The sequence below is a fragment of the Actinomadura oligospora ATCC 43269 genome, assembly GCF_000518265.1.
GTDB lineage: Bacteria > Actinomycetota > Actinomycetes > Streptosporangiales > Streptosporangiaceae > Spirillospora > Spirillospora oligospora.
The window spans coordinates 191,457-215,431 of sequence record NZ_KI912412.1 but is presented as its reverse complement, the minus strand read 5'-3'; the positions used below and the strand labels follow the sequence as shown (position 1 = coordinate 215,431).

Below are 23,975 nucleotides of genomic sequence, written 5' to 3'. Positions count from 1 at the left end.
GCAAGTTCACACCAGAAGGGGGCACTCTTCGTGCTTCGCAAGATCACCGCCACCGTGGCCGCCGCAGGACTGCTGTTCGGCCTCGCCGCCTGCGGCTCCGGCAAGGACAAGGACACCCTCGTCGTCGGCGCGACCTCCGTGCCGCACGCCGAGATCCTCAACTACGTCAAGAAGAACCTGGCCGACAAGGCGGGCCTCAAGCTCGAGGTCAAGGAGTTCAGCAACTACGAGCAGCTGAACCCCGCGCTGAAGGACGGCCAGCTCGACGCCAACTACTTCCAGCACAAGCCGTACCTGGACGAGTCGAACCAGAAGCTCGGCTCCAAGCTGGTGTTCGTCGCGGGCGTCCACCTGGAGCCGCTGGCCCTCTACTCCAAGAAGGTCAAGCAGCTCTCCGAGCTGAAGCAGGGCGCGACCGTGGCCGTGCCGTCCGACCCGTCCAACGAGGCACGGGCGCTGAAGCTGCTGGCCGCCAACCAGCTCATCACGCTGAAGCCCGGCACGGAGGAGAAGGCCACGCCGAAGGACGTCGCGTCCAACCCGAAGGGCATCAAGTTCAAGGAGACCGACGCCGCCGCGCTGCCGCGCCAGCTCGGTGACGTGGACGCCTCGGTGATCAACGGGAACTACGCGCTCGAGGCCAGGCTCGACCCGTCCAAGGACGCGCTCGCGACCGAGTCGGCGCAGGGCAACCCGTACGTGAACGGCCTGGTGACCACCCCCGAGAAGAGGGACGACGAGAAGATCAAGAAGCTCGTCGACCTGCTCCGCGGCCCGGAGGTCAAGAAGTTCATCCAGGACGAGTACCACGGCTCGGTGCTCCCCGCCTGACCCCGGCCCTTCCCTCGGCGGCCCCCGGACGATCGCCTCGTCCGGGGGCCGCCGCGTTCTCCCGGTGCCACGGTCCGGGAGGTTCGCCCAAGCGGCCGGTGCGCGCCGCGCGGTCCTGGTAGGACGGGAGTTTCTGACCTTGACCAGGAGGAACACATGGGCGTCTATCAGCATCTGACCGAGTTCGCCGGACTTCCGGTGGCGGAGTTCGGCGTGTCCGGCCCGCCCTCCGAGGAGGCCCTGGCGTCGCCGTCGTCCTACGCGTGGGCCGTCCGCTCCGGATACGACGAGGAGTCGTTCGCCGACCTCTGGCCGAAGTTCCTGGAGGCCGTCGACACCAGCGGGATCACGGCGCTGGTCATCGGCTACTGGGGCATCTACGACGACAAGGTCGACGTTCCGAAGCTGCTCTCCGGCTCGGCGTCCGCGCTCCCCGCGCTGCGGTCCCTGTTCCTCGGCGACATCGTCCAGGAGGAGGCGGAGATCTCCTGGATCCAGCACAGCGACACGACGCCGGTCTTCACCGCGTTCCCCGCGCTGGAACGCGTCGAGGTCCGGGGCGCGGCGGGCCTGTCCTTCGAGCCGGTCGAGAGCGAGGCCCTCCGGACACTGCGGTTCGAGTCCGGCGGGCTGCCCGCCTCGGTCGTCCGGACCGTCGGGCGGAGCACGCTGCCCCACCTGGAGCACCTCGACCTGTGGCTCGGCGCGTCCGAGTACCAGGGCGACGCGACGGTGAAGGACCTCGAGCCGTTCCTCACCGGCGCGAACCTGCCCCGGCTGCGCCACCTGGGCCTCGAGGACGCCGAGATCCAGGACGAGATCGCCGCGGCCGTCGCGGGCGCCCCGGTCGTGGCCCGGCTGGAGTCGCTGAGCCTGGCCATGGGCATGCTGACCGACACCGGCGCGGAGGCGCTGCTGTCCGGGCAGCCGCTGACCCACCTGAAGCGGCTCGACCTGCACTACCACTTCCTCGAGGAGCCGATGGTCGAGCGCGTCCGGGCCGCCCTCCCCGGCGTCGAGGTGAACCTGGACGACCGGCACGTGTTCGACCCCGACGACGGGTTCTACGTCGAGGTGTCGGAGTGACGGCCTCTCCGGACGGTCTCGCCTGATCGGACGGCATTTGTCGGGCGTCCCTGGTAGGACATGTCCCGACAGTGATCCGGAAAGGGACCCGATGACCATCCACGAACACCTCATCCACTACGCCGGCCTGCCCGTGGAGGGGTTCGGCCCGGACGACGAACTCCGCGCCGAGGCGCTCGCCTCGCCGGCGTCGTACGCCTGGAGCGTCCGGACCACGTTCGACGAGGAGTCCTTCGAGGACGTCTGGGCCCGGTTCCGCGCGCAGGTGGACACCAGCGAGATCACGGCACTGGTCATCGGGTACTGGGGCGCGTCCTACGACGACGGCAGCCCCGACGTGGGCGCGCTGCTCGCCGAGGCCGCGCCCGCGTTCCCGGCGCTGCGCTCGCTGTTCGTCGGCGACATCGTGATGGAGGAGTCGGAGATCTCGTGGATCGAGCACGGGGACATCACGCCCGTGCTCAGGGCCTTCCCCCACCTGGAGCGCTTCGAGGTCCGCGGGGCGCAGGGGCTCGTCCTCGAACCGTTCGAGCACACCGCGCTGCGGACCCTCCGGTTCGAGTCCGGCGGGCTTCCCGCCGAGGTCGTCCGGGCCGTCGGGGCCAGCGACCTGCCGAACCTCACCCGCCTGGACCTCTGGCTCGGCACCCCGAACTACGGTGGCGACGCGTCCATCGGGGACCTCACGCCCCTGTTGTCCGGCGAACGTTTCCCGGCCCTGCGCCACCTCGCCCTGGAGAACTCCGAAGTCCAGGACGAGGTCGCCGCCGCCGTCGCGGGCGCGTCGGTCGTCGCCCAGCTGGAGACGCTCTGCCTCGGCATGGGGACCCTCACCGACACGGGGGCCGAGTCCCTGCTCTCGGGCCAGCCGCTGACCCATCTGAAGACGCTCGACCTGCGTCACCACTTCCTCTCGGACGCCATGATGGAACGCGTCCGGGCCGCGCTCCCCGGTGTCGAGGTCCTGCTACAGGTCCAGAACAAGCCGCACGACGGCGACTTCTTCTTCATCGAGATCTCGGAGTGACGCGGTGACCATCCACGAGAACCTGGAAGAGTTCGCCGGCCTGCCCGTCCACGACTTCGACGAGCCCGACGGCGGGACGCCCGAGCCGGAGGCCGTCGCGTGGCGGGTCAGGGAAGGCGGCCACGACACGTGGCGCGACGCGTTCCTCGCCTTCCTCGACTCCGTCGCCACGGACCGCGTCGAGGCGCTCGTCGTCGGCTGGTTCATGGCCCGGGCCGACGGGGAGGACTACCCGGGCAACGTCCTGGCCGAGTTCGCCGACCGCCTGCCCGCGCTGCGTTCGCTGTTCGTCGGCGACATGACGATGGAGGAGTCGGAGATCTCGTGGATCGTCCACGAGGACGCCACCCCGCTGATCAAGGCGTTCCCGAGACTCGAACGCCTGGAGTTCCGGGGCCACCTGGAGCTGAGGTTCGAGCCGTTCGCGAGCGAGTCGCTCCGGACGCTGCGGTTCGAGTCCGGCGGCCTGCCGTCCGGGATCGTCAAGGCGGTCGCGGCGAGCGACCTGCCGAACCTGGAGCACCTGGCCTTCTGGTTGGGCGACGAGGGCTACGGCGGCGACGTGGCCATGGACGACCTCACCCCGTTCCTCACCGGCGAACGCCTTCCCGCGCTCCGCCACCTCGGCCTGGAGAACTCCGATTTCCAGGACGAGATCGCCGCCGCCCTGGCCGGAGCCCCGGTCGTCGCGCGCCTGGAGTCCCTGGGTCTCGCCATGGGCGTCCTCACCGACACGGGGGCCGAGGCCCTGCTGTCCGGCCAGCCCCTCACCCACCTGAAGTCCTTGGACCTGCACTACAACTTCCTCTCGGACGAGATGGCCCGGCAGATGCGAGCCTCTCTCCCGGGCGTCCAGATCAACCTGGACGAGCGCAGGGACCCCGAAGACGACGGCTTCTACATCGCCGTCTCGGAGTAGGAACGTGTCGTTCGTCGTCATCGGCTACCCGGGGGACCGGCGGGTCACGTTGTTCGCGGACGCCTGCCGGGCCGCCGGGATCGCGGAACCGCGGGTCATCGCCTGGACGGAGGTGTTGCGCGGTGCGTTCGCGCTGCCCGCCGGGGTTCCCGTCCGGATCGACTCGCCCGGCGAGGACCCGGAGGCCGACGCCCTGCTCCGAGGCGACGTCGCCCCGACCCGCACCGGCGGGGGAGCCCGCTGGTACGCGGGTTTCGTCGCCGGGCTGGGCCGGATCGCGGACGCCGCGCGCGCCGCGAACGCCCCGCTCCTGAACGACCCGGACGAGATCGCCGTCATGTTCGACAAGCGGCTCTGCCACGCCCGTCTCTCCGCCGCCGGAGTCCCCGTGCCTCCCGCACTGACCGGAATCGACGGTTATGCCGCGCTGCGCGCCCGCATGACGGAGGCGGACGAACGCCGCGTCTTCGTGAAACCCGCGCACGGCTCGTCCGCCTCCGGCGTCATCGCCCTCGAGGTGGCGCCACCGGCACGGGCCGGGACCGCCGGGACCGAAGGACGGATCAAGGCGGTGACCTCGGCGGTGCGGCGCGCGGACGGGTTCCACAACTCGCTGCGCGTCCAGACGTATCGGACGGAGGAGGAGGTCGCGGAGCTGGTCGATGCGCTCGCCCCGGACGGCCTGCACGTCGAACGCTGGATGCCGAAGGCGGCGCTGGACGGGCGCGTCCTCGACCTGCGGGTCGTGGTGGTCGGGGGCGTCCCGACGCACGCGGTCGTCCGCACCAGCACCGTCCCGATGACGAACCTGCACCTGGGCGGGCGGCGCGGGGACCTCGACGCCGTCCGGGCCGCCCTGGGCGAGGACGGCTGGCGAGAGGCGATGGACGTGTGCGCGCGGGCCGCCGCCTGCTTCCCGCGCAGCCTCATGGTCGGCGTCGACCTGCTCGTCGGCCTCGGCTGGCGGCGGTTCGCGATCGGCGAGGTGAACGCGTTCGGCGACCTGCTGCCGAACCTCCCCGGCCTCCCGGACGGACCGGCGGCGGGCGTCGACGCCTACACTGCCCAGGTCAGAGCCGTAATGTCTGCCTTGTCGGGATCCCCATGCGCGACATGAACGAGGTCGTCGGCACCCACGACGTGGTGCTGGTGACGCTCGACACCCTCCGCTTCGACGTCGCCCAAGAGCTGCTCGACGCGGGGGAGACGCCGAACCTCGCCGCCGTCCTGCCCGGTGGACGCTGGGAGCGGCGGCACACGCCCGGCAGTTTCACCTACGCCGCGCACACCGCGATGCTCGCCGGGTTCCTGCCGACGCCCGCCGCGCCCGGCCCGCATCCGCGGCTGTTCGCCGCCGCGTTCCCCGGCAGTGAGACCACCGCCCCCCACACCTGGACGTTCGACGCCGCCGACCTCCCGACCGGCCTCGCGCGAGCCGGGTACCACACGGTCTGCGTGGGCGGCGTCGGCTTCTTCAGCAAGAGCACGGCCCTCGGTTCGGCGCTGCCGTCGCTGTTCGCCGAGAGCCACTGGGAACGGTCCTTCGGCGTCACCGACCCGTCCAGCCTGGACCACCAGATCGCCCGCGTCGGGACGTCGATCAGCGCCCTCGACGCGGAGAAGCGGCTGTTCCTGCTGCTCAACGTGTCCGCGCTGCACCAGCCCAACTGGTTCTACCTGGACGGCGCGACCCGCGAATCCGGTGACACCCGGGCCAGCCACGCCGCCGCGCTGCGGTACGTGGACGCCCGCCTGCCCCGGCTGCTCGCCGCGCTCCGCCGCCCCACCCTCGTGATCATCTGCTCCGACCACGGCACCGCCTACGGCGAGGACGGCCACGTCGGGCACCGCATCGGCCACGAGGTCGTGTGGACCGTCCCTTATGGAGAGTTCGTCCTTTGATGACCAGCCCCTACCAGGGTCCCTACCAGGGTTACGTGTACGCCTACCCCCACAAGACCGCCTACCGGCCGCTCGACCCCGAGCCGTCGCTGCGGTCGGTGTGGGAGGGGGAGGACAAGAGCGCGCTCTTCCTCTACCTGCACATTCCGTTCTGCGAGATGCGCTGCGGCTTCTGCAACCTGTTCACGCGGACGGGCGCGTCCGAGGACCTGACGGACGCCTACCTCTCGGCCCTCGAGCGCCAGGCGTCCGCCGCCCTGGACGCGCTGGGCGACGCGTCCTTCGTCACGGCGGCGTTCGGCGGCGGCACCCCGACCTACCTGACCGCCGTCGAGCTCGACCGGCTGTGCGACATCGCGTCCCGTTTCGCCCCGCTCGGATCGGTGCCGCTGGGCGTCGAGACATCCCCGGCGACCGCGACCCCCGACCGGTTGCGCGTCCTGCGCGACCGCGGGACGACCCGGATCTCGATCGGCGTCCAGAGCTTCGTCGACGCCGAGGCGCGCGCCGCCGTCCGGCCGCAGAAGCGCGCCGAGGTCGACGCGGCGCTCGACGCGATCCGGGACGCCGCGATCCCCGTCCTCAACATCGACCTGATCTACGGAATCGCCGGTCAGACGGCCGAAAGCTGGCGTTACTCGCTCGACACGGCGCTGCGCTGGAAGCCCGAGGAGATCTACCTCTACCCGCTGTACAAGCGTCCCCTGACCGGCCTGTTCCGCCTCGGCCGCGAGTGGGACGACCACCGGCTCGCGCTCTACCGGCAGGGCCGTGACCACCTGCTCGCCGCCGGATACGAGCAGGTCTCCATGCGCATGTTCCGCCTTCCGGGGACGTCCGCCGGGGGCACCGAGTACTGCTGCCAGACCGACGGCATGGTCGGCCTCGGCTGCGGAGCCCGCTCCTACACCTCCGACCTGCACTACTCGTTCGAGTACGCGGTCGGCGCGACCGAGGTCCGCACGATCATCGACGACTACGTCCGCGCCGACTCCTTCGGGACGGCCCGCGTCGGCTTCCGCCTGGACGACGCCGAACGACGCCGCAGGCACCTCGTCCAGTCGCTGCTCCAGGCGTCCGGACTCGACCGCGCCGCCTACCGCGCCCGCTTCGGAACCGACGCGATGGACGACTTCCCGGACGACCTCAAGGGCTTCGCAGACCAGGACTGGCTCGACGTCCGCCCCGGCCTGCTGCGCCTCACGCCCGAGGGCCTCGCCCACTCGGACGCCGTCGGCCCCGCCCTGTTCTCCGCCGACGTGCGCACCCTCATGAACGCCTACGAAGCCCGCTGATGCCCGCCGCCTCCCAAAACCCGCTGATGCCCGTCGCCTCTCACAAACCGTCGCTGTCTGCCGCCCCTCCCCACGGGACCCGCTGATGCCCGCCGTGTTCCTCCCCGATCCGACCGTCCCGGCGGAGCCCGCGCCCGGCGGCCACCTGACGATCCTCTATCGCGGACCGCTCGCGAGCTGCGACTACGACTGCCCCTACTGCCCGTTCGCCAAGCGCCGCGACAGCGTCGAGCAGCTCCGCGCCGACCGTGCCGCCCTGGAACGCTTCGCCGCGTGGGTCGCGGCGCGGGACCATCCGGTGTCGGTGCTGTTCACGCCGTGGGGGGAGGGCCTCGTCCGGTCCTGGTACCGGCGGGCGCTGGTCGAACTGAGCCACCTGCCGCACGTCCGGCGCGTCGCGATCCAGACCAACCTCAGCCACCGGACGAGCTGGACGGCCGACGCCGACCCGTCCCGGCTGGCGCTCTGGGCCACCTTCCACCCCGGCCAGGTCCCCTACGAGCGGTTCCTCGGCAAGGCCCGTGACCTGGCCGAACGCGGCATCCGCTACTCGGTCGGCATCGTCGGCCAGCCCGAGCACCTCGCGGACGCCCGCCGCCTGCGCGCCGACCTTCCGGACCACGTCTACCTGTGGGTGAACGCCGCCGAAGGACGCGCCTACACCGACGCCGAGGCCGCCGACTGGACGGCGATCGACCCCCTGTTCGGCCACAGCCGAGACCCGCACCCCAGCCTCGGCCGCGCCTGCCGCACCGGTGACGACGTCATATCCGTGGACGGCGACGGGACCGTCCGGCGCTGCCACTTCGTCCCGGCCGTCCTGGGCAATCTCTACGACGGAACGTTCCGCGCCAACCTCCGTCCGCGCCCTTGCCCGCTCGACGTCTGCGACTGTCACATCGGGTACGTCCACCTGGAGCCGCTCGGCCTCTACGACGTGTTCGCCGGGGGAATCCTGGAACGCATCCCCCACCTGGCGTAAAGGACCGGCCCACGCGGACGCCTCCTGCCGGGGGAGGTCGGCGTGAACCCGTTCGGACGGTTGTGGCAAGACACTCCCGGAAAGATCGTCTTCTGGGAGGCCCCATGACCGTCCTGCGCACCCTCGCCGTGCTCTCCATCATCGGCGCGGCGCTCATGGTGTCCGGGAGCCTGGGCGCGTACGGGTACTACTACGACCTGCAGTCGAGCATCCATCACGAGGACACCGACGCGATGCTCGGCAAGGACCGGCCGAAGAAGCTGAACAAGTCGGTCAACGTCCTGCTCATCGGCTCGGACTCGCGCTCCGGCGCCAACGCCAAGTACGGTCGCGGCCACAAGGACGAGGCGCCGAAGGCGGACACCGTGATCCTCGTGCACCTCGCCGCGGGCGGCGGGCGCGCCTACGGCGTCAGCCTCCCGCGCGACCTGATGGTGCCGATCCCGTCCTGCCCGAAGAAGAAGGGCCCGCCGACACCGCCGCTCAGCCTCGCGATGTTCAACTCGGCGTTCGCCCGGGGTGGCCCGACCTGCACGATCAGGACGGTCGAGAAGTTCACCGGCGTCCATGTCGACCATTTCGTCGAGGTGAACTTCACCGGCTTCAAGGGCCTCACCGAGGCGGTCGGCGGCGTCCCGGTGTGCCTGCCCGAGGCCGTCCACGACCGCCGCTCCGGCCTGAACCTGCCCAAGGGGACGAGCGTCGTGAAGGGCGAGACGGCGCTGGGCTTCGTCCGTGCCCGCTACTCCCTCGGGGACGGCACCGACACCCAGCGCATGAAGCGGCAGCAGCAGTTCATGGCCTCGTTCGCGCACCAGGCCATGACCGCGGGCGTGCTGGCCAACCCGTCCCGGCTGAACAAGCTGCTGACCTCGGGCGCCCGGTCGATGACCACCGACCGGGCCCTCAGCCTGTCGGAGATGCTGCGGCTCGCCCAGGGCATGCGCGGCATGTCCGCGGGCTCCCTGAAGTTCGCGACCCTGCCCTCGGGGCCCTGGGTCCAGAACCGGAACCGTGTCGCCATGACCCCGGCCGCCGCACCCTTCCTCGCCGCCATCCGCGAGGACCGCGACCCCATGACGACGCTCGGGAGCCGTCCGTCCACGCACCGCACGAAGCGTCCGGCAACGGGCACGACGGCCGGCGCTCAGCGACCCCCGCAGGGCGACGAGATCCGCGCGAGCGACGACATCTGCCGCAAATCCTGGGGCTGATCTCCGCGGACGGCCTGCCGGTCAGGTCTGCTTGAGGGGGTTGTAGTCGGCGGCGTCCACACCGAACGTCCAGGCCACGCCCTCACGCGCGGTGCGGGTGGACGGCGGGACACGCAGGTAGTACTGGCGGTACGTGCCGTCCGGCTCGGGCGTCGAGTTGATCACTTCGACCATCACGACGTCCTCGTCGCCCCACAGGCGGATGCACCAGAGCACGCCCGTCTCGTCCCTGTGGACGGGCTTGGCGCCGGTCTCGGCGAGGTAGCGGTCGTAACCGAAGATCTCCAGCATGACCCGCCGCAGCTCGGCGTTGCTCTCGCCGCCGATGCGCTCGACGGTCAGATCGGTCAGCGACGCGACGAAGTCGGGAGGAATCGGCATGCCGCGCCAGGCGTGCAGCGCGAGACCGTCGGGGAAGGCCAGCGCCGGGCCGTCGCCCCGGTGCAGCCGGCCGGGCTCGTCGCGGTGCAGCTCCGACGGCCGCGCGGAGATGATCACCAGCCGCTCGTACGGCCACCACCAGCCCGCGTTCCGCGCCACGTCGGCGAGTCCGGGCGGCAGCGTGCCGAGCGCGTCGAACTGGGCCAGCCACGCCGCGTCGTGCTGGCCCAGGCCCGCGTCGAGGGTGGCCGCCCGCAGCACCGACTCGGCGCGCGAGCCCTCCTCACCGGCGAGGTCGCCGATCGCCTGCCGGATCCGGATCACCAGCTGCTGCACCCGGTCCCACATCGGCGCGGCCGTGCGCGCCCAGGACCGCGCCCACTCCTGAGGCCCGAGTCGCTCGTACGCGGTGGTGCGCGCCGTCTCCCACGGACGCGTCCGGACGGTCTCCCGCACGCTCGCGCCCGCGTCGGACGGCACGTCCGGCACGTCCAGCCCGGCCTCGCGCAGGACGTCGGCGTGCCCGGCGAGAACGGCGGCGGCGAGGGCGCCCTGCGCGGGGGACTCCACCCACAGGAACCGCTCCGGCGCGTCCAGCCCGGCGGCGGTGTAGGCGGCGGTGACACCCGCCTCGGCCTGCGCCCGGTCTCCCGGGCCGGTGGCGAACGCCGTCGCCTCCCAGGACAGCATCAGGTTCGCGTGGTCCAACTCGTTCACGGTCGGTTCTCCAAGAATGAGGGGTGGGGGAAGAAGGAAGCGCGGAGGCGCACGAGACCCGCAGGACGCACGAGACGTCCGGAACACGCGGGGACGCACGAGAGGTCTGGGACGTGCGAGCCGTGCAGGACTGCCGTGACCTGCAGAACTGCTGTGACCTGCGGGGCTGCCAAGACGCACAGGACCGCCGGACACGCGGGACCGCTGGACACGCGGACCGCCGGACGCGCGGGGACGAGCGATGACGCGAAGGGCCGAGCCGAGGATGCGCCAAGAGGACCTGCGCGGGGACGCGCTGCGCAGCCGGATCAGCGCCGAGGGCAGGTACAGGTATCGGCTGAGGCGGGTCGGGGCGGCGGGCGCGTCAGGGGGAAACGGGCTGGACGGTCAGTCGGCGACGACGCGGACCGCGCCCGGTATGTACTCGCGCTGCCGGATCACGCGGTACCAGCCCTTGGGCAGCGAGATCGCCGCGTGCTCCTCGTGCCCGAGACGACCGCCGGAGGGCAGGTGCAGGTAGTCCGGCGCGAGGGGGTTCGGATCGTGCAGCAGCTTCCCCTCGCAGGTCAGAGCGTGCGCGTGGCCGGTGGCCTCGCCGAGCGCGAGGACCATGCGGCCCCGCCCGTCACGCGGCGCGGGCGGCAGCTCCCGGAGAGCCTGGGGCACCGCGTCCTCGGCCACCGGGACGATGAGGATGTCTCCCTGTCGGTACATGCCAAGGACGCTAGACCGGGCCTCCGACATTTTCCGCACACCCCATCTGACCAGCAAAAACACCAAGCGCGCCGATGGACTGCACCGGTCAGAAACCGCGGGTCCGCCGGGCCGCCGGACGGGCCCAGCGCCCCGAAGCGCTCAACCCCACGCTCTGGAACGCCCGGACGAGTTCGCCGCCGAGGTTGACGCCCGCGCCGAGGGCGAGCGCGACCGACAGCGCCGCCACCAGGCTCATCGCGCCCTGCTGCGGCGATCCCGTGTTGAGCTCGACCATCCCCCGGTACAGGAGCGTTCCAGGCAGCAGCGGCGAGATCGCCGGGACGATGTACGGCAGCGAGGGCCCGTTCCTCCTGCGCGCGAGCATGCTCCCCAGGACGCCGATGACGACGGCGGAGACCGCCGACGCCAACACGGGCGTGACCTGCCAGTTCAGCAGCAGCACGTACAGGACCCAGATCAGCCCGCCGCCCAGCGCCGCCGGGATGAGCACGTCGCGCGGGACCGCGAGGAACACCGCGAACGTGAGCGCGACGACCGCCGCCGCAATGATCGGGATGGGCTTCATCAGGGCGGGCGCGGCCGTCATGTGGCCGACGTTGATGTCCACGTTCATCCGGACGGCCACGTACACCACGACGCCCAGCCCGGCGACGATCGCGGCGATGATGAAGAACACCTCCAGCAGCCGCGCGCCCGCGCTGACCAGGTCGCCGGTGATGCCGTCCTGGACGGACGCGACGAGCGGACGGCCCGGCAGCAGCGCCAGGATCGCCCCGGTCACGATCGTGGACGCGTGCGCCTCGTGGCCCGCCGCGATGACCAGCGCGGCGGCCGTCGCGGCGATCCCTGCGGCCACGGTGAGCTGGAAGAACTCGGCGATGCCCCGGCGGGCGAGCAACGCGGCGGTGCGGTCGCTGATCAGCGTCGCGACGAACGCGGTCGCGGCGACCAGCGGCCCGCCGCCGACCAGCATCGACGCGGCCGCCGCGATCAGCCCGAGGCAGACCACCATCAGCCACGCCGGGTAGGGCGCGCGTCCGCGCTTGATCTCGTTGAGCCGCGTGCGCGCGTCGTCCAGGTCCAGCATCCCGATGGACGCCTCCTGGACGAGCTTGTGCAGGGCGTCGAGCCGCCAGTAGGCCGGAGTCCGGCGCCGGATGGCGCGCGAGCCGGTCACCGGGGGCGCGCCACTGCCCGGGTGCGCCGACACCAGGATGCTGGTGAAGGTGACCTGGACCTCGGGGCGCGGGACCTCGTAGCCGATCGCGAGGCTCAGGACCGCCTCGTTCACGCGCTCGGTGGACTCGCCGCTGGCCAGCATCAGCTCGCCGACCCGCAGCGCCAGCTCGATCGCCCTGGGGTCGAAGCTCTCTCCGGGCTCGTCCTCGGGAGGTTCGGGCGGGTTCGCGTCCATCAGGACCGACCAGCTCCGCCGCAAGCGTTCTACGGTCCGACCCATGCCCGAGAAAACCCTCCCGCCCGGCTTACACCATCTTGCTCGCAGGCTACCCATGCCTCACCGGTGCTATACCGCCCCGCCCCCGCCGGACCCCTGTGCGCAGGGCGCCGGTGACATGATCGCTACGCTGGGTGATGAAAATCTCGCGGGGTTCGTCGGCGGCCCCGCGTGCCCACGGGACCGGAGGTGATCCGAGCGTGCGCGTCGCGCTGTTCGTGACCTGCGTCAACGACACGCTGTTCCCGGGGACGGGGCGGGCGACCGTGCGGTTGCTGGAGCGGCTGGGTTGTCGGGTGGAGTTCCCTGAGGCTCAGACGTGTTGTGGCCAGATGCACTTCAACACCGGCTACCGCGAGGACGCGATGCCGCTGGCGCTGCGGGTGGGGGAGGTGTTCTCCGGCTACGACGCGGTGGTCATGCCGTCCGGCTCATGCGCCGCGATGGTCCGCGACTGGTACCCGACCCTCGGCGTGGAGCCGCCTTCGGGTGTGTACGAGCTGTCGGAGTTCCTCGTGGACGTCCTGAAGGTGGAGGACGTTGGGGCCTATTTCCCGCATTCGGTCACCTACCACCCGACCTGCCATTCGCTGCGCTCCCTGCGCGTGGGAGACCGTCCCCATGCGCTCCTCTCCTCCGTGCGCGGCCTGACCTTGCTGCCACTGGGCGGAGCCGACGAATGCTGCGGATTCGGCGGGACGTTCTCGCTGAAGAACCCTGCTGTGTCCGCGGCCATGTGCACTGACAAGGTCCGCCATGTGCTCGATACCGGCGCTGAAGTCCTGTGCGCTGTCGACAATTCCTGTCTGATGCATATCGGCGGGACGATGCGCCGCGAACGCGCGGGCGTACGAGTGATGCATCTGGCACAGATCCTGGCGTCCACGGAGGGGAACCCGGCATGAGCTCTACTTTTGTCGGGATGCCGTCGTTCCCGAAGGCGGCGTCCAGGGCCGTGGGCAACGCGCAGTTGCGGCATAACCTGCACAAGGCGACGCACACGATCCGCGACAAGCGCGCGGCCGCAGTGGCCGAGCAACCCGACTGGGCCTCGTTGCGTGTCGCGGGTGCCGCGCTGAAGAACCGTGTCCTGCGCCACCTGGACCTGTACCTGGAGCAGCTGGAGGAGGCCGTCCAGCGAGCGGGTGGACACGTTCACTGGGCCGCCGACGCCGCCGAGGCCAACCGCATCGTCCTCAGCCTCGTGCGCGCGACGGGGGAGACCGAGGTCGTCAAGGTCAAGTCCATGGCCACGCAGGAGATCGGCCTGAACGAGGCCCTGGCCGAGGAAGGGATCACCGCCTACGAGACCGACCTGGCGGAGCTGATCGTCCAGTTGGGTGACGATCTCCCGTCGCACATTCTGGTCCCGGCGATTCACCGGAACCGGGCGGAGATCCGTGAGATCTTCCAGCGCGCGATGGCCTCGTGGGGCCGCCCAGCCCCCGCTGACCTGACCGATGACCCGCGCGCGTTGGCCGAGGCGGCGCGCCTGCACCTGCGCGAACGGTTCCTGTCGGCGAAGGTCGGCATCTCGGGCGCGAACTTCGCCGTCGCTGAGACCGGCACTCTGGTGGTGCTGGAATCTGAAGGCAACGGCCGGATGTGCCTGACTCTCCCGGAGACCCTGATCTCGGTCGTCGGGATCGAGAAGCTCGTGCCGACCTGGCAGGACCTGGAAGTGTTCATGCAACTCCTCCCGCGCTCGTCCACGGGCGAGCGCATGAACCCCTACACCTCCATGTGGACCGGTGCCACCGAAGGCCAGGACTTCCACCTGATCCTGTTGGACAACGGCCGCACCAAGGCCCTGGCCGACACGGTCGGACGCCAAGCACTGCGCTGCATCCGCTGTTCGGCCTGCTTGAACGTCTGCCCGGTGTATGAGCGCGCGGGGGGCCATGCCTACGGTTCGGTCTACCCGGGCCCGATCGGCGCGATCCTGACGCCTCAACTTCGCGGCTTCGGCTCCGAACTGGACGAATCGCTCCCGTACGCCTCCACCCTGTGCGGGGCCTGCTACGACGTCTGCCCAGTCGCGATCAACATCCCCGAGGTACTGCTTCACCTGCGCGCGAAGATCGGCGCATCGGGCGTGCACAGGGCCGAGAAGCTGGCCATGGGCGCGGCCCGGCGGGTGCTCTCGTCCCCCGGGCTCCTGGCCGCTTCCCAACGAACGGCAGGACGATTCCGAAGACTCACCCCGCGCCGTCTGCCCGGCCCTTTGTCGGCCTGGACGGACACCAGGGACATTCCAGCGCCCCCACCCCAGTCGTTCCGCGACTGGTGGGCTTCGCGAGAGGAGCGGTGATGGGTTCGCGAGAAACGATCCTCGTGCGCGTGCGTTCGGCGCTCGCCGACGTCCCTCGGGCCGAGACGCCCGACAGCGTGCGGGTCCCACGCGACTACCAGAGGAGCAGATCCGGCCCTGACCTGGTCGAACTGTTCCTGGATCGACTCATGGACTACCGCGCCCTCGTCCACCTCGACACCCCGGTCGCCGAGCTCGCGCGCGGACGAGGACGCCTCATGGTCCCGCCCGGCACCCCGGGGGAATGGCTGTCGGGCGTGGACGTCGTCCGCGACGACCCGCCCCTCACCGCCACCGAGCTTGATCGACTCGACGGCGTCCTCACCGGCTGCGCCGTCGCCATCGCCGAAACAGGCACGATCATCCTCGACGGCGGCCCCGCCCAAGGCCGCCGAGCCCTCACCCTCGTCCCCGACCACCACCTCTGCGTCGTCAACCGAGAACAGATCGTCCGAACCGTCCCCGAAGCCCTCCAACGCCTCGACCCCACACGCCCCCTCACCTGGATCAGCGGCCCCTCCGCCACCAGCGACATCGAACCCGACCGCATCGAAGGCGTCCACGGCCCCCGCACCCTCGAAGTCGCCATCCTCTGACCCGAGGACGGTGGCGCGCGAGTTTTCCACAGAACGCCGTTCTATTGGGGGGACGTCGGCGACGGCTGGTACCAAGGAGGCATGACTGACGCCACGACGACCGACGCCCTCCGCGACGAGGCGGAGAGCTGCCTGCGCGGCCTGGCCGGGCCCGCCGCCCGCCTCCGCGACGACCAGTGGACCGCCATCCGCGCCCTGGTCGTCGAACGCCGCCGCGCCCTGGTCGTCCAGCGCACCGGCTGGGGCAAATCCGCGGTCTACTTCGTCGCCACCCGGCTCCTCCGCGACCGTGGCGCCGGCCCCACCGTGATCGTCTCCCCGCTGCTCGCCCTGATGCGCAACCAGATCGAGGCCGCCGAGCGCGCCGGCATCCGTGCCCGCACGGTCAACTCCGCCAACACCGACGCCTGGGACGCGGTCTTCGCCGAGGTCGAGGCGGGCGAGGTCGACGTCCTGCTGGTCAGTCCCGAACGCCTCAACAACCCCGACTTCCGCGACCAGGTCCTCCCCAAGCTCGCCGCCGGGGCCGGCCTGGTCGTGGTCGACGAGGCGCACTGCATCTCCGACTGGGGCCACGACTTCCGCCCCGACTACCGCCGTCTCCGCACCCTCCTCGCCGACCTCCCGCCCGGCATCCCCGTCCTCGCCACCACCGCCACCGCCAACGCCCGCGTCACCCAGGACGTGGCCGAACAACTCGCCGGAGCCCACCCCGCCACCCCGGCCGGCGACTCCACGCTCAACGCCCCCTCGCCCACCCCCCTCCCGGCCGACCCGCCCCCGACCGAAACGTCCCCGACCGGTGTGCCGTCCACCGGGACGGGCGCCGCCGCGTCGGCCCTGACCTCCGAGGGAGCGCTGGCCTCCGAGGGGGCCCTGGTCCTGCGTGGGTCGCTGCAGCGCGACTCGCTGCATCTCTCCGTGGTCGAGCTGCCCTCGGCCGACCAGCGGGTGGCCTGGCTCGGCGAGCGGCTCGACCAGCTGCCCGGCTCCGGCATCGTCTACACCCTGACCGTCGCGGCCGCCCACGAGATCGCCGGCTACCTGCGCGACCGCGGCTACGCCGTCGCCGCCTACTCCGGCCAGACCGACCCCGACGAGCGCCTCCAGGCCGAACGCGACCTGCTCGACAACAAGCTCAAGGCCCTGATCGCCACCAGCGCGCTCGGCATGGGCTTCGACAAGCCCGACCTCGGCTTCATCGTGCACGTCGGCGCGCCGCAGTCGCCCGTGGCCTACTACCAGCAGATCGGCCGCGCCGGCCGCGGCGTCGACCGAGCCGAGGTGATCCTCCTCCCCGGCCGGGAGGACCGTGACATCTGGGCCTACTTCGCCGGCCTCGCCTTCCCACCTGAGCCGCTCGTCCGCACCACCCTCGACGTCCTGTCCGCCGCGGGCAGGGCGCTGTCCACCTCCGCGCTCGAGCCGATGGTCGACCTCGGCCGCTCCCGCCTGGAGATGATGCTCAAGGTCCTGGACGTGGACGGCGCGGTCCGCCGCGTCAAGGGCGGCTGGGAGGCCACCGGCCGCCCCTGGGCCTACGACCGCGCCCGCTACCAGCGCGTCGCCGCCGAGCGCGAGCGCGAACAGCGCGCGATGCTCGACTACATCGCCACCGCCGACTGCCGCGAGGAGTTCCTCCGCCGCCAGCTCGACGACCCGTCCGCCGCCCCCTGCGGCCGCTGCGACAACTGCACCGGCGTCCACCGTCCCGCCGAGGTCTCCGCCGAGGGGGCCGCGAGCGCCCGCGACCGCCTCCACCGCCCCGGGGTGGACGTCCAGCCCCGCCGCATGTGGCCCACCGGCGTCAAGGACGACCTGGGCGTCTCCGGCCGCATCCCCGCCACCGACCAGGCCGAGGAGGGCCGCGTCCTCGGCCGCCTCACCGACATCGGCTGGGGCAACCGCCTGCGTGCCCTGTTCGCCGACCAGGCCCCCGACACCGACCTCCCACCCGACATGTTCGACGCCGTGGTGAAGGTCCTCGCCGCCTGGGACTGGAACGTCCGCCCCGCCGCCGTGGTCTCCGTGGGCTCCCGAAGCCGCCCCCGCCTCGTCACCAGTCTCGCCACCCGCCTCTCCGAGATCGGCCGCCTGCCCTACCTCGGCGAACTCACCCCGGTCGGCGACCCGACCCCAAGACGCCACAACAGCGCCCAACGCCTCCGCTCCGTCTGGGCGGGTCTCACCGTCTCCGACGACCTCGCCACCGCCGTCGCCAAGGCCGGGGGCCCGATCCTCCTGGTGGACGACCGCATCGACACCGGCTGGACCATGACCGTCGCCACCCGCCTCCTCCGCCAGGCCGGAGCCCCGGCCGTCCTCCCCCTGGCCCTGGCCGTCCCGTCCTGACCCGCCCCGTTAACCCCGCCACTCAGGGACAACCCCAGACAACCCGTGGGCAACCAGCAAGCTGACATCCGCCGCACCCCGCACACGCCCGGCCGGGACGATCCCCTCGCCACCGAGCGGCGGGCGGTCCAGCCCGACGCTCCCCGGGCCCACCGGGGCGGGTGGTCTGGCGCGGATGATCCCCAGCTCAGCGGGGTGAGCGTCCCGGCGCGGGTGATCCCCAGGCCCACCGGGGCGGGCGGCCCGGCCCGACGCTCCCCAGTCTCGCCGGGCGGGCGGTCCGGCGCGCAGGATCCTCAGGCACACCCGGGTTTGGACGGCCTGGCGCGGAGGATCTTCAGCCCGGTCAGCGGCGGTGAGGAACGGTTGGCAAGGAAGGCGATGGGCGGCTGGCGGGCGGGCGGCGTCAACGCGAAATCGGGCGTGGCTGTAGCTTGCCGCTGTGGCAAATGATGTTGAACTGGTGATTTTCGACTGCGACGGCGTGCTGGTGGACAGTGAGCCCATCGCGGTTCGGGTGCATTCGGCGGTGCTGACCGAGCTGGGCTGGCCCATGAGCCCGCAGGACGTGATGGAGCGGTTCGTCGGACGCTCCACCGCGTCCATCAACGAGATGGTCGAGGCGGAGCTCGGACCGGAGCTGACCGTCGAGGCGGAGCGCCGCTTCAAGCGGCTCCACGCCGAGGCGGTGGACGCCGAGCTGGTCACCGTCGAGGGCATCGAGGAGGCGCTGGACGGGATCGGCCTCCCGTTCTGCGTGGCGTCCAGCGGCAGTCACGACAAGATGCGGCACACGCTGGGCCGCACCGGCCTGTACCCACGCTTCGAGGGCCGGATCTTCAGCGCGACGCAGGTCGAGCGGGGCAAGCCGGAACCCGATCTGTTCCTTTTCGCCGCCGCGCAGATGGGCGTGAAGCCGGAGGCGTGCGTGGTGATCGAGGACAGCAGGTTCGGGGTCCAGGCCGCGCGCGCCGCCGGAATGCGGTCGTTCGGCTTCGCAGGCGGCCTCACCCCCGCCGACTGGCTCGAGGGGCCCGGCACGGTCGTTTTCGAGGACATGCGCAAGCTGCCGGAACTCCTCGACCAGCTACCCCTGACCAACTGACGTCGCTCAGTCCTGGACTGCCCTCATCCAGTCCAGGACTGCCATCACTTGGTCCAGGCCCCGACCCCGATCCGTCCACGATTGCCGTCGATCTGCCCAGGACGGCCGTCCGACGCCCCTTGGGTCGACGACGACCTCCCCGGCTCCCGCCCACCCCGCAGCAGCCGCTGACGCGCCCGCCGCCCACGCGCCCTGCCATCCGCGTCCGTAGCCGTCCGTCGCCATGTAACCGCAGGGGCTTCCTTTGAGGGGCGGACGGGTCAGATGGTGCGGGGGGTGAGGAGTTCGGCCAGGTGGTCGACGGCGGCGATGATGGCGTCGAGGCCCGGGCCGGTGCGGGCGGCGGTGAAACCGTGGCGGCGGGCCCAGAAGGCGGCTTGGACGGCGTGGAGCTGGGCCCAGCGGTGGACGCGGTCGCGGTCCAGTTCGGCCGACTCGGCGAAGACGTCCAGAGCGCGGTCGAAGGCTCTGACGTGGTCGTCCGCCTGAAGGAGGGAGAGGGCCCGCGACTTGAGGAGCGCGCCCACGTCGTAGGCGGGGTCTCCCGCGAGGCCCTTGGGGTCGATGGCCAGCCAGGGTTCGCGGTCGGCCCGCAGGACGTTCCCCGAGTGCAGATCGCCGTGCACGAGGGTGTCCGGCTGGGCGCGGCCAAGCTCCTCCGCCGCCGAGATCGCGGCGTCCACGACACGGCCGGGGAGGGTGTGCGACAGCTGTTCCGCGTCCTTGCGCAGCTGATCGGCCCAGGCGGGGGCCCGGTCACGCAGCCGGGGGACGTGTGGGGGAGCGGGGACGGCGAGGCGGCGGCTGATCCGTCCCGCGATCCGGATGATCTGCTCGTCGTCCCCCAGAGCGGCCAACGTGGACGAAGAGGCCCGTTCCACGAGCAGTCCGAAGTGTTCGTCGTCCCGTCCGTGGAGCCGGACGGCCCCCTGGCCCGCCCAGGCGGCGTAGGCGTCCGGTTCGTGCACGTTCCCGGGATGCGGGAACGACACCTTCAGGACGGACGGCCCGTCCGGCGCGAGCACCGGGACGACGACCCCCACGGCGCCGTGCGTGACCTCGCCATCCGGGACGCAGTTCCAGCGGCCGAGCAGTTCGTCCACGATCAGGGGCAGCTCGGCGAGCCAGCGGGAACCCGGCTCGCCCTCCCGCGCGACGGTGGCGTCCGCGAACGCCTGGGGCACTCCGATCATCTGGGCACCCTAGGCGGACGGCCGCGAGGGGTCAGCGAATCGGGTTGTCCTGGACGTCCAGGGACGGACGGGCTCCGAGGTGCTGGAGGGCCTGGGCGGCGAGGCGGTTGCCCGCCGACAGGGCCTCGGCCGGGGGCTTGCCGTCCAGCCACGCGGGGAGGAACCCGGCCACGAAGGCGTCGCCCGCGCCGGTGCCGTCCACGATCTTCTCGACCGGGTCGGCGGCGACCGTGATCGCGTCCGGGCGGCCGTTGGTGTACCAGAGCGAGCCGTCCGCGCCGTTCTTGATCACGACCTGGGGGTACCAGGCGGTCAGCACCTTGGCGGCGGCCTCGGGGTTGTCGCGGCCGGTGAGGACCTCGGCCTCGGCGGCGTTGACGACCAGCAGGCGCGCGCCCTGCGTCCACTCCAGGAACGGCTCGGCGCCCATCCGCTTGAGCGGCGAGGACGACGCGCCGTCCACCGACACCGACATCTGCGCCTGACGGGCGAGGTCGAGCGCGTGGATCGCGGCCTTCCGGGAGCCCTCGTTGATCAGCGAGTAGCCGGACAGGTGGAAATGAACGCCCTGGACGAACAGGTCCTTGCAGCGCTCGACGTCCTCGGGGAGCAGCGCGCTGTTGGCCCCGGGGTCGGACAGCATGGTGCGGTCGCCCTTGTGCGTGACGAGGACGACACAGGTGCCGGTCGGACGCTCGGAGTCCATCACCAGGCGGGCGTCGACGCCCGAGCCCATCAGCTCCATGTCGCGGTTGCGGCCCGCGATGTCGGATCCACGGCGGCCGACGAACGCGACCTCGGCGCCTTCCATCGCGAGCCAGGCGGCGACGTTGGCGCCGGACCCGCCACCATGACTGGTGACGGCCGCGGGTGTGTCGCTGCCCTTGGCGAGGGGGAAGGCGGCACGTGCCACGGTGTCGGTCATCAGGTCGCCAACCACGACTACCCGGGTCATGGGGTCATCACCTCGATCAACACGGCCCGCAGAGCGGTGGAGTGGGCGTATGCAGGGCGTAGGGCGGAGTTCGCGCGGGCAGGGTAGGACCGACCGTAACAGCTCTCGACCTCCGATGAGGTCTCGAACGCGCTGCGATGCCCCGGGCGCGCGGCTTCACACCTCCCGGACCGGTGCATTCACGGTCGAGGCGGGCACGTGTCACGCGGACTCGTGGCCTAGTCTCGGGTGCGTGAGCGGGGAGAGCAAGCGGGAGCACCCGGACCAGCGGGAGCTTCCCGACGGTCGGGACTATCCCGACCAGTGGGAGGCGGACGTCGTCCTCGCGGACGGCGGGACGGCGCACCTGCGTCCGATCCGGCCGGAGGACGCCGCTCTTCTGCGGTCCTTCTACGCGCGGCTGTCGGCCGAGACGATCTACTACCGGTTCTTCTCGCCCCGTCCCCATCTGTCCGATCGTGAGATCCGGCACTTCACCACCGTCGATCATGATCGCCGGGTCGGGCTGATCGCCACGATCGGCGGCGACATGGTGGCGGTCGTCCGGTATGACCGGCTCAACGACCGCCCCGGGACGGCCGAGGTCGCCTTCCTGGTCGAGGACGCGCACCAGGGCCGGGGCCTCGGGGCCGTCCTGCTGGAGCACATCGCCGCCGCCGCGCGCGAGCGTGGCGTGCACCGGTTCGTGGCCAGCGTGCTGCCTGACAACCGGCGGATGACGCGGGTCTTCCGTGAGGCCGGCTACCGGGCCGAGCAGCGGTTCGAGGACGGGGTGATCGAGCTCGTCCTCGACCTGGAGCCCACGGAGACCTCGGTGGAGGTCACATCCGCGCGCGAGCATCGGGCCGAGGCGCGGTCCATTCAGCGGCTCATGACGCCTCGTTCGGTTGCGGTCGTGGGCGCGAGCCGGGCTGAGCACAGCGTGGGGCAGACCGTCCTGCGGAACCTGCTGGGCGGGGATTTCTGTGGGCCCGTCTACCCGGTGCACCCGACCGCCAAGGCCGTCGCAGGCGTGCGCGCGTACGAGTCCGTACTGGACATCCCTGACGAGGTCGACCTTGCTGTGGTGGCCGTCCGGGCCAATGCCGTGCACGAGGTCGTGGAACAGTGCGCGAACAAGGGTGTCCACGGGCTGGTCGTGGTTTCGTCGGGATTCGGCGAGGCCGGACCCGAAGGACGTGCACGGCAGGAGGAACTCGTCCGGCTGGCTCGCGCCTGGGGCATGCGTGTAGTCGGGCCCAACTGCCTTGGCATCGCCAATACCGATCCGGACTATCGCCTGAACGCGACCCTCGCGCCGACCCTGCCCGGACGCGGTCCAGTCGGCTTCTTCTCGCAGTCCGGTGCTCTGGGCACGGCGATCCTTCAGCGGACGGCCGAACGCGGCCTCGGCCTCTCTACGTTCGTTTCGGCGGGAAACCGTGCGGACGTCTCGGGCAACGACCTCATGCAGTACTGGGAGGAGGATCCGGCCACCAAGGCCGTCCTGCTCTACCTGGAATCCCTGGGAAACCCGCGTAAGTTCGCGCGCCTGGCCAGGCGTCTGTCCCGGCGCAAGCCGATCGTCGCGGTCAAGAGCGGACGCAGCACACAGGGCGTCCCACTGGGTCACGCCGCGCGCGCGTTGAGCCTGCCCGACCACGCTGTCAGCGCTCTGTTCGCACAGGCGGGCGTGATCCGGGTCGAAGACCTGTCCGAGCTTTTCGACGTCGCCCAACTGCTGGCCTATCAGCCCCTGCCTGCCGGGGACCGCATCGCCATCATCGACAACAGCGACTCGCTCGGCCTGCTCGCACAGGACGCGGCCGTCGCCCACGGCCTCCGCGTCCGTCCCCCGGTGGACCTGGGGCCCCTCGCCGACGCGGACGCGTACGAGGCGGCCCTTGCTGCCGCGCTGCGCGACGAGAATGTGGACGCCGTCGTCGCGCTGTTCACCCCGCCCACCATCGGCGGCTACGACGTGCGCGTTCCGGAGAAGATCCTCAGGCTCGCGGCCGGATCGTCCAAGCCGATCGTGGCGACCTACCTGGGATCCAAGGGCATGCCCTCCGACCTGCGGATCAACGCTCCGGACGGAAGCGCGGCGGCCGGGTCCGTCCCGTCCTACCCGGCCCCGGAGGACGCCGTCCGGGCGCTGGCCTACGTGATCCGGTACGCCCAATGGCGGCAGCGCCCGCACGGCCGGGTCTCCGACCTGGTCACCGCGGAAGACCGCCGCCGCGCCCGCACGCTGATCAGCGGTTGGCTGGAGGACGTGCCCAGCGACGCCGCTCCGGTCACAGCCACGCGCGCACAGATAGCCGAACTGCTGGCCTGCTACGGGATCCACTTGGCGGACGCGGAGGCGCCTCGTGAGCCCATGGGGCGGGAGGAGGGCCCACGCGGGGCTGAGGTGGATCGTGACGGCCCGGGAGTGCCCGTCCGGATCGTGACCTCGGAGGACGCGTCGTTCGGCGCCCTGGTGTCCTTCGGGCTCGCGGACGAGACCGCCGCGCTGTTGGACGACCGCGCCTACCGGCTCGCGCCGCTCACCGACGCCGAGTCCGCCGAGATGATCCGGGCCATCCGGACCGCGCCCCTGCTGCTCGGTCACCGGGGCGCGGAGCCGGTGGCCGTCTCCGCCCTGGAGGACCTGCTGCAGCGGGTCGCCAAGCTCGGCGACGACCTGCCGGAGGTCGCCCGGCTGGAGCTGAACCCCGTGATCGCGGACGCCTCCGGAGTGTCGGTGCGAGGCGTCCGCCTCCTGCTTCAGCAACCCATGGGCGCGCGCCCCGAACTCGGCCCCCGCCGCCTGGGCTAGGCGCGCCGGGCCCTCCGGGGTCGGCCGTCAGGACGGCGGCCCTGGCGCGGGGCCGGGCTCTGGAGGGACCGGGTCCGGCGGCGGGCCGGGCGGGATCGGGTCCGGTGCGGGGCCGGGCGGGACGGGCCCCGGGGGC

General features: G+C 71.6%; 20 protein-coding genes. 15 read left to right on the top strand and 5 right to left on the bottom strand.

The genetic code is table 11. The features are described from left to right. The first annotated feature begins 30 nt into the window (after positions 1-30). The 9 genes from P696_RS0141015 (at position 31) to P696_RS51625 (ending at position 9,256) form a co-directional block, all read left to right on the top strand. On the top strand, positions 31-831 hold the full coding sequence (locus tag P696_RS0141015) for a MetQ/NlpA family ABC transporter substrate-binding protein (protein ID WP_026416866.1): 801 nt from the start codon (positions 31-33) through the stop codon (positions 829-831). A 156-nt stretch (positions 832-987) separates the two neighbouring features. Further along, the gene (locus tag P696_RS0141010) at positions 988-1,917 is read left to right on the top strand and encodes an STM4015 family protein (RefSeq protein ID WP_026416865.1); all 930 of its coding nucleotides are present in this window, start codon (positions 988-990) and stop codon (positions 1,915-1,917) included. A gap of 91 nt (positions 1,918-2,008) precedes the next feature. Next, positions 2,009-2,944, top strand: a complete 936-nt coding sequence (locus P696_RS0141005; RefSeq protein WP_026416864.1) for an STM4015 family protein — start codon at positions 2,009-2,011, stop codon at positions 2,942-2,944. 4 nt (positions 2,945-2,948) lie between these two features. Beyond that, a complete protein-coding gene (locus tag P696_RS0141000; protein WP_026416863.1) occupies positions 2,949-3,863 on the top strand; it encodes an STM4015 family protein in 915 nt (304 codons plus the stop codon). Between the two features lie 4 nt (positions 3,864-3,867). Then, positions 3,868-4,980 (top strand): STM4014 family protein, encoded by a 1,113-nt coding sequence (locus P696_RS0140995; protein WP_026416862.1) that lies wholly within the window; start codon positions 3,868-3,870, stop codon positions 4,978-4,980. After that, complete coding sequence (locus tag P696_RS0140990) at positions 4,968-5,765, top strand: STM4013/SEN3800 family hydrolase (protein WP_026416861.1); 798 nt, start codon at positions 4,968-4,970, stop codon at positions 5,763-5,765. The genes P696_RS0140995 and P696_RS0140990 overlap by 13 nt, the downstream gene beginning before the upstream one ends. Further along, positions 5,765-7,060 (top strand): STM4012 family radical SAM protein, encoded by a 1,296-nt coding sequence (locus P696_RS0140985; RefSeq protein ID WP_026416860.1) that lies wholly within the window; start codon positions 5,765-5,767, stop codon positions 7,058-7,060. Before P696_RS0140990 ends, P696_RS0140985 begins: the two co-directional genes overlap by 1 nt. 85 nt (positions 7,061-7,145) lie before the next feature. After that, positions 7,146-8,042 carry an STM4011 family radical SAM protein gene (locus tag P696_RS0140980; protein WP_051469051.1) on the top strand — a complete coding sequence of 299 codons (897 nt, stop codon included), beginning with the start codon at positions 7,146-7,148 and terminating at the stop codon, positions 8,040-8,042. Positions 8,043-8,146: 104 nt separating this feature from the next. Further along, positions 8,147-9,256, top strand: a complete 1,110-nt coding sequence (locus P696_RS51625) for an LCP family protein (RefSeq protein ID WP_051469049.1) — start codon at positions 8,147-8,149, stop codon at positions 9,254-9,256. A gap of 21 nt (positions 9,257-9,277) precedes the next feature. Here the strand turns inward: P696_RS51625 and P696_RS0140970 are convergent, their stop codons facing one another. From P696_RS0140970 to P696_RS0140960, 3 genes are all read right to left on the bottom strand, one after another. Beyond that, complete coding sequence (locus P696_RS0140970; RefSeq protein ID WP_245628010.1) at positions 9,278-10,354, bottom strand: DUF6745 domain-containing protein; 1,077 nt, start codon at positions 10,352-10,354, stop codon at positions 9,278-9,280. A 387-nt stretch (positions 10,355-10,741) separates the two neighbouring features. Then, positions 10,742-11,068, bottom strand: coding sequence for a hypothetical protein (locus tag P696_RS0140965; RefSeq protein WP_026416857.1), 327 nt, complete (start codon positions 11,066-11,068; stop codon positions 10,742-10,744). A gap of 88 nt (positions 11,069-11,156) precedes the next feature. Further along, on the bottom strand, positions 11,157-12,509 hold the full coding sequence (locus P696_RS0140960) for a threonine/serine exporter family protein (RefSeq protein WP_245628009.1): 1,353 nt from the start codon (positions 12,507-12,509) through the stop codon (positions 11,157-11,159). 218 nt (positions 12,510-12,727) lie between these two features. On the opposite strand from P696_RS0140960, the gene P696_RS0140955 reads away from it, so the two are divergent. From P696_RS0140955 to P696_RS0140935, 5 genes are all read left to right on the top strand, one after another. Further along, positions 12,728-13,432 carry a (Fe-S)-binding protein gene (locus P696_RS0140955; protein WP_026416855.1) on the top strand — a complete coding sequence of 235 codons (705 nt, stop codon included), beginning with the start codon at positions 12,728-12,730 and terminating at the stop codon, positions 13,430-13,432. Continuing rightward, positions 13,429-14,838 (top strand): lactate utilization protein B, encoded by a 1,410-nt coding sequence (locus tag P696_RS0140950; protein WP_026416854.1) that lies wholly within the window; start codon positions 13,429-13,431, stop codon positions 14,836-14,838. Before P696_RS0140955 ends, P696_RS0140950 begins: the two co-directional genes overlap by 4 nt. Then, positions 14,838-15,434 (top strand): LutC/YkgG family protein, encoded by a 597-nt coding sequence (locus tag P696_RS0140945; RefSeq protein ID WP_026416853.1) that lies wholly within the window; start codon positions 14,838-14,840, stop codon positions 15,432-15,434. The genes P696_RS0140950 and P696_RS0140945 overlap by 1 nt, the downstream gene beginning before the upstream one ends. Before the next feature lie 81 nt (positions 15,435-15,515). Then, a complete protein-coding gene (locus P696_RS0140940; protein ID WP_026416852.1) occupies positions 15,516-17,786 on the top strand; it encodes a RecQ family ATP-dependent DNA helicase in 2,271 nt (756 codons plus the stop codon). Between the two features lie 442 nt (positions 17,787-18,228). Next, positions 18,229-18,891, top strand: coding sequence for an HAD family hydrolase (locus P696_RS0140935; RefSeq protein ID WP_026416851.1), 663 nt, complete (start codon positions 18,229-18,231; stop codon positions 18,889-18,891). Between the two features lie 260 nt (positions 18,892-19,151). On the opposite strand, the gene P696_RS0140930 is transcribed toward P696_RS0140935, so the two are convergent. Next, entirely contained in the window at positions 19,152-20,084 is a 933-nt protein-coding gene (locus tag P696_RS0140930) for an aminoglycoside phosphotransferase family protein (RefSeq protein WP_026416850.1), read from the bottom strand. Between the two features lie 31 nt (positions 20,085-20,115). Continuing rightward, positions 20,116-21,039: a carbohydrate kinase family protein gene (locus P696_RS0140925; RefSeq protein ID WP_026416849.1), complete on the bottom strand. Its 924-nt coding sequence runs from the start codon at positions 21,037-21,039 to the stop codon at positions 20,116-20,118. Positions 21,040-21,271: 232 nt separating this feature from the next. On the opposite strand from P696_RS0140925, the gene P696_RS51620 reads away from it, so the two are divergent. Beyond that, on the top strand, positions 21,272-23,839 hold the full coding sequence (locus P696_RS51620; RefSeq protein ID WP_051469047.1) for a bifunctional acetate--CoA ligase family protein/GNAT family N-acetyltransferase: 2,568 nt from the start codon (positions 21,272-21,274) through the stop codon (positions 23,837-23,839). Positions 23,840-23,975: the final 136 nt, after the last annotated feature.

What these genes read in the sequence shown, in the direction of transcription:
- P696_RS0141010 (WP_026416865.1), top strand. Translation starts at nt 988, where the DNA reads ATGGGCGTCTATCAGCATCTGACCGAGTTCGCCGGACTTCCGGTGGCG.
- P696_RS0141005 (WP_026416864.1), top strand. Translation starts at nt 2,009, where the DNA reads ATGACCATCCACGAACACCTCATCCACTACGCCGGCCTGCCCGTGGAG.
- P696_RS0140990 (WP_026416861.1), top strand. Translation starts at nt 4,968, where the DNA reads ATGCGCGACATGAACGAGGTCGTCGGCACCCACGACGTGGTGCTGGTG.
- P696_RS0140985 (WP_026416860.1), top strand. Translation starts at nt 5,765, where the DNA reads ATGACCAGCCCCTACCAGGGTCCCTACCAGGGTTACGTGTACGCCTAC.
- P696_RS0140980 (WP_051469051.1), top strand. Translation starts at nt 7,146, where the DNA reads ATGCCCGCCGTGTTCCTCCCCGATCCGACCGTCCCGGCGGAGCCCGCG.
- P696_RS51625 (WP_051469049.1), top strand. Translation starts at nt 8,147, where the DNA reads ATGACCGTCCTGCGCACCCTCGCCGTGCTCTCCATCATCGGCGCGGCG.
- P696_RS0140965 (WP_026416857.1), bottom strand. Translation starts at nt 11,068, where the DNA reads ATGTACCGACAGGGAGACATCCTCATCGTCCCGGTGGCCGAGGACGCG.
- P696_RS0140950 (WP_026416854.1), top strand. Translation starts at nt 13,429, where the DNA reads ATGAGCTCTACTTTTGTCGGGATGCCGTCGTTCCCGAAGGCGGCGTCC.
- P696_RS0140945 (WP_026416853.1), top strand. Translation starts at nt 14,838, where the DNA reads ATGGGTTCGCGAGAAACGATCCTCGTGCGCGTGCGTTCGGCGCTCGCC.
- P696_RS0140940 (WP_026416852.1), top strand. Translation starts at nt 15,516, where the DNA reads ATGACTGACGCCACGACGACCGACGCCCTCCGCGACGAGGCGGAGAGC.
- P696_RS0140930 (WP_026416850.1), bottom strand. Translation starts at nt 20,084, where the DNA reads ATGATCGGAGTGCCCCAGGCGTTCGCGGACGCCACCGTCGCGCGGGAG.
- P696_RS0140925 (WP_026416849.1), bottom strand. Translation starts at nt 21,039, where the DNA reads ATGACCCGGGTAGTCGTGGTTGGCGACCTGATGACCGACACCGTGGCA.